Origin of the sequence: Nodosilinea sp. LEGE 07088, from assembly GCF_015207395.1 — a bacterium.
Taxonomy (GTDB): domain Bacteria; phylum Cyanobacteriota; class Cyanobacteriia; order Phormidesmidales; family Phormidesmidaceae; genus Nodosilinea.
Window position 1 is genome coordinate 1 of the sequence record NZ_JADEWX010000302.1, and the last position, 3744, is coordinate 3744.

The window sequence follows — 3744 nt, forward strand, 5'->3', positions numbered from 1 at the left end:
CCGTCGCTCGGAACTTCGCGCTCAACCTCTATCGCTCCAATGAGTTCTCCAACATGGCTCAGGCTGAACGACTCTGCAAATTTGGCCTAGATACCCTCAAGGCCATTTTTAGAATGAAATAGCCCTGCATGGAGTAGCGAGTAGTCAACGAGTTCCCGAGCTTTCCCACACTTTTTTTTGCTCTCTCAAATGCATGTGGGGCGGCAAATGGCTGAGCAAAAAGCCGATGCCGTGATGAATGGCCTGGGTCTCGATCGCATGGTAATCATCCAGGATCAAGACAAACTCCGCTTCAACGGCAGTCAGTTCATTGAGCAACGTCATCAAGACCGACTCAATGGGCCAGTTCAATGGGCCAGTTCAGGAGGCCAGACTGGGGGCCTGGTGAAGATAGGACTGATCGGTCAGCTGCTTGAGGATGAAATCGGCCACATCTGCCCGCCTGATTTTAAGCTGTGAAGTCTTGTCATTCCCCGCAAAGCCATGGCGATATTGCCCAGTGCGATCGCCACGCTATTGCTGATAGAACTACACCAGCCACAGCCCAGTGGCACCCTGTATCTAGACTCGCTAGCCAATGTGCTGACGGTGCAGCTCCTGCGTCACCACAGCAGCACCCTATTCTCAATGTACGGGTTTGCCCCCAAAAGCCTACAGAACGAGTTAGGGAATCTGGTTGCCTACCCAACAATCAATCCCTGCCTGCGCGATCGGTTACCGATCGCCCCAGCCACCTCATGCCAGGCCCCCCCTAATTGCACAAATCCGCGATTAAAGGTCTGTGATATCCTCAGGGGCAGTGGCGCGATCGGCCCACTCCTGTGATATGTCACCCTTTTAACCTATGAAGTTATCTCGACGGTGGTTTAACCAGGCCTGCCTGGGGGTAGCGGCGGCAGTGGCCACGGTGGCCTGTGGCGGTGGTAGCGGCGGCGGCGGCGACAGCAGCAGCAACCTCGTTAGCGTTGGCTCCAAAGACTTTACCGAGCAGCTGATCATTGGCGAAATGTACGCCCTGATGCTCGAAGAAAGCGACTTCACCGTTGAGCGCAAGCTGAATCTAGGCGGCACGCCGGTGGCCCAGGCGGCCCTTGCGAGCGGCGACATTGACCTCTATCCTGAGTACACGGGCACCGCCCTGTTAACCGTGCTGAAGCTGCCGGTCAGCAGCGACCAGCAGGCGGTTTACGACACCGTCAAGCAGGCCTATGAGGAGCAGTTTAGCCTGACATGGCTCGACCCCGCCCCCATGAATAACACCCAGGCCCTGGCCATGACCGAAGCTCAGGCCACAGCGTTCAACATTCGCACGATCTCTGACTTTGCCGCCCAGGCCAGCAACCTGACGCTGATTGGCCCGGCGGAGTTTGAGGTGCGCGAAGACGGCTTGCCGGGGCTACAGGAGGCCTACGGCGGCTTTGCGCTCAAGAGTTACAAGCCCGTGGATGCGGGCCTGCGCTACAAGGGGCTGGTAGATGGTGAAGCCGATGTGGTGGTAGCCTTTGGCACCGATGGCGAGATCAGCGCCTTTAACCTGGTCGTGCTCGAAGACGACAAAGGGGTGTTTCCGCCCTATCAGGTGGCCCCGGTGGTGAGGCAAGAGGCCCTAGACGCAAACCCGGGGATTGCCGAGGCCCTAAACCAGCTTTCGCCTCTGCTCAATGATGGGGTCATGCGGGAGCTGAACTACGAGGTCAGCGGCAATCAGCGCGAACCGGCGGACGTAGCCCGCGAGTTTTTGGTGAATGCGGGTTTGATTGCCGAATAGCCTCCCTGAAAACACCTCCTCCAGAAATCCCCTTCAGAAATCCCCAGAGCAACCCATGGGCAATCTTCAGTTTGACGATGTTTCGCTGCGGTTTTCTGGCGGGGCGCGGCCGGCGGTGAACCGCGTCACCTGCCAGGTCAACTCAGGGGAAATCGTGGTGATTTTAGGACCATCGGGCTGCGGCAAAACCACCTTGCTGAAGATGGTGAATCGCCTCTACGAACCCACGGGGGGGAATATTTTTTTAGATGGGGTGAATATTCGCCACCTGAAGGCCACGACGCTACGACAGCAGATTGGCTACGTAATTCAGCAGTCGGGGCTGTTTCCCCACATGACGGTGGCTGAAAATGTGGCAGTGGTGCCCAAGCTCCTAAAGTGGCCTAAGCCTCAGATCCAGGCCCGCATTGATGAGCTGCTGGCGCTGGTCAAGCTGCCGCCAGGGGAGTTTCGCGATCGCTACCCCGCCCAGCTCTCTGGCGGGCAGCAGCAGCGAGTGGGCATTGCTCGGGCGCTGGCGGGCAACCCCGGCATTATGCTGATGGATGAGCCCTTTGGCGCGATCGACGCCATCACCCGCACCGCTCTGCAGGACGAAATTTTGCGCCTCCAGAGCCAGCTCCAGAAAACCATTCTGTTTGTCTCCCACGATGTGGAAGAGGCGCTGCGCCTGGCCGATCGCATTTTGGTCATGGGCCAGGGCGAAGTAGTGCAGTTTGACACCCCCTTTAACCTGCTCACCCGGCCCGCCAACAACTTTGTTTATAACCTGCTAGGAGCCGACGATATGGTACGCCAGCTAGGTCTGCTGCGGGTAGCCTCAGCGATGATGGCGCTGCCCCCCAACTATAGCAACGGCCACAACCCCACCCTCTCCCACCGCGACAGCCTGCGCGATGCCCTGTCGCTGATTTTGCGTACGGGGGCTCCGGCACTGACAGTGCTGGAGGATGGCGATCCGGTGGGCCTACTCACCCTCGACCACATTCGCCAGTCGACAGTCGTGGGGAATGGGCGATGAGCTACCTAATCAGCACCCCCGGTGATGTGCTCACCCTGCTGCTGCAACACCTGCGCATGACCGGAATTGCCCTGGGTATTGCGATCGCCCTGGCTGTTCCCATTGCCCTGCTGGTAACCCGTGTCCGCTGGCTCGCCGTGCCCGTGATGGGTGGCCTGGGCATTCTCTACACCATCCCCAGCCTGGCGCTGATTATTTTTTTGGTGCCGCTGTTTGGCCTCAACGCCACCTCGGTGATCGTCGCCATGGTGCTCTACACCCAGGTAATTTTGGTGCGCAACCTGACGGTGGGCCTGGCGGGCATCAACCCCGCCGTGCTGGAGGCGGCGCGGGGCATGGGCATGAGCGTCAGCCAGCGCTGGTGGCGAGTACAGGTGCCCCTGGTGCTGCCGGTGTTTCTGGCCGGGGTGCGGATTGCGGCGATCGTGGCGATCGCGATCGCCACCATTGGGGCCAAGTTCAACGCTGGGGGCCTGGGCAAGCTGCTCTTCGACGGCATTCAAACCAATCGCTACGACAAAATTGTAGCCGGGGCGATCGCGGTAGCGGCTCTAGCATTAGTAATCAACGGTCTGCTGCTAGCCCTTGAGCACTACGCCCAACCCCAACGGCGATCGCAGCCAGGGCAGTAGGGCAACGGCAGCACCGCCAGCAGCACCTACCGGGAGCAAACTAACGCGATCGCATCACCGCTCTAACGATGGTTATGGGAAATTGCTAACGCTGATTACACAACAAAAAAGCGCCCTCCAAGGAAGGCGCTTTTCTTAAATCAATGGACTAAGTCGAAGACTAACCGATGATTTCAGGAGCCTCAGCCGTCGCCAAGTCCAGGGGGAAGTTGTGAGCATTGCGCTCGTGCATCACTTCCATACCCAGGTTGGCCCGGTTGATTACATCCGCCCAAGTGCCAATCACCCGACCCTGAGAGTCAAGGATGGACTGGTTGAAGTTG

General features: G+C 58.7%; 4 protein-coding genes and 2 pseudogenes. 4 read left to right on the plus strand and 2 right to left on the minus strand.

Going from position 1 to position 3744, the window contains the following annotated elements; translation table 11 throughout:
* Positions 1-360 precede the first annotated feature (360 nt).
* Positions 361-510, minus strand: a pseudogene (locus tag IQ254_RS34115) (NAD(P)-dependent oxidoreductase); the annotation flags it as partial.
* On the opposite strand from IQ254_RS34115, the gene IQ254_RS30105 reads away from it, so the two are divergent.
* From IQ254_RS30105 to IQ254_RS30120, 4 genes are read left to right on the plus strand one after another with little or no spacing between them, the layout of a single operon-like run.
* Entirely contained in the window at positions 484-825 is a 342-nt protein-coding gene (locus IQ254_RS30105; RefSeq protein ID WP_193969822.1) for a hypothetical protein, read from the plus strand. The pseudogene IQ254_RS34115 and the gene IQ254_RS30105 sit on opposite strands and share 27 nt — an antisense overlap.
* 19 nt (positions 826-844) lie before the next feature.
* Positions 845-1768 carry a glycine betaine ABC transporter substrate-binding protein gene (locus IQ254_RS30110; RefSeq protein ID WP_193969823.1) on the plus strand — a complete coding sequence of 308 codons (924 nt, stop codon included), beginning with the start codon at positions 845-847 and terminating at the stop codon, positions 1766-1768.
* Positions 1769-1823: 55 nt separating this feature from the next.
* Positions 1824-2789, plus strand: coding sequence for an ABC transporter ATP-binding protein (locus IQ254_RS30115; protein WP_193969824.1), 966 nt, complete (start codon positions 1824-1826; stop codon positions 2787-2789).
* A complete protein-coding gene (locus IQ254_RS30120; RefSeq protein WP_193969825.1) occupies positions 2786-3421 on the plus strand; it encodes an ABC transporter permease in 636 nt (211 codons plus the stop codon). The genes IQ254_RS30115 and IQ254_RS30120 overlap by 4 nt, the downstream gene beginning before the upstream one ends.
* Positions 3422-3581: 160 nt before the next feature.
* Here IQ254_RS30120 and IQ254_RS30125 read toward each other — a convergent pair.
* Positions 3582-3744: pseudogene (locus IQ254_RS30125) on the minus strand (photosystem II q(b) protein); the annotation flags it as partial.